Source organism: Oleiphilus sp. HI0123, from assembly GCF_001635315.1.
In genome coordinates this window covers 1-347 of record NZ_LWGE01000441.1, presented here as the reverse complement: position 1 = coordinate 347, position 347 = coordinate 1, and the positions used below count along the sequence as shown (strand labels likewise).

General features: G+C 47.6%; 1 protein-coding gene. It reads right to left on the bottom strand.

Features of this window, described 5'->3' with window-relative positions:
* The coding region (locus A3761_RS04190) for an amidohydrolase family protein (RefSeq protein ID WP_156491586.1) at positions 1-347 on the bottom strand (347 nt) is incomplete at both ends.

Here is a 347-nt window from a genome sequence, read left to right as displayed (position 1 = left end):
CGATAGCAGGGTTGATTGTGTATTTAGCTATATAGCGACGTGCTCTAAAGTTGTCGGCATCACAACCTGAATCTTCTGGCAACAAACCAAATTGTGTCTTCATCTTATGAGCGGTTTGCCAGGTTCGGGTAATCACTTCCCCGACACGTCCCATCGCTTGGGAGTCGGAGGAAATCATACTGAAGGCACCGCGGTCATGGAAAATATCTTCGGCGGCAATCGTTTCTTTACGGATTCTTGAGTCAGCAAAGGCAACATCTTCAGGAATAGAACTATCTAAATGGTGACATACCATCAGCATATCCAGGTGCTCGTCAACCGTGTTACGCGTGTAAGGGCGTGTTGGG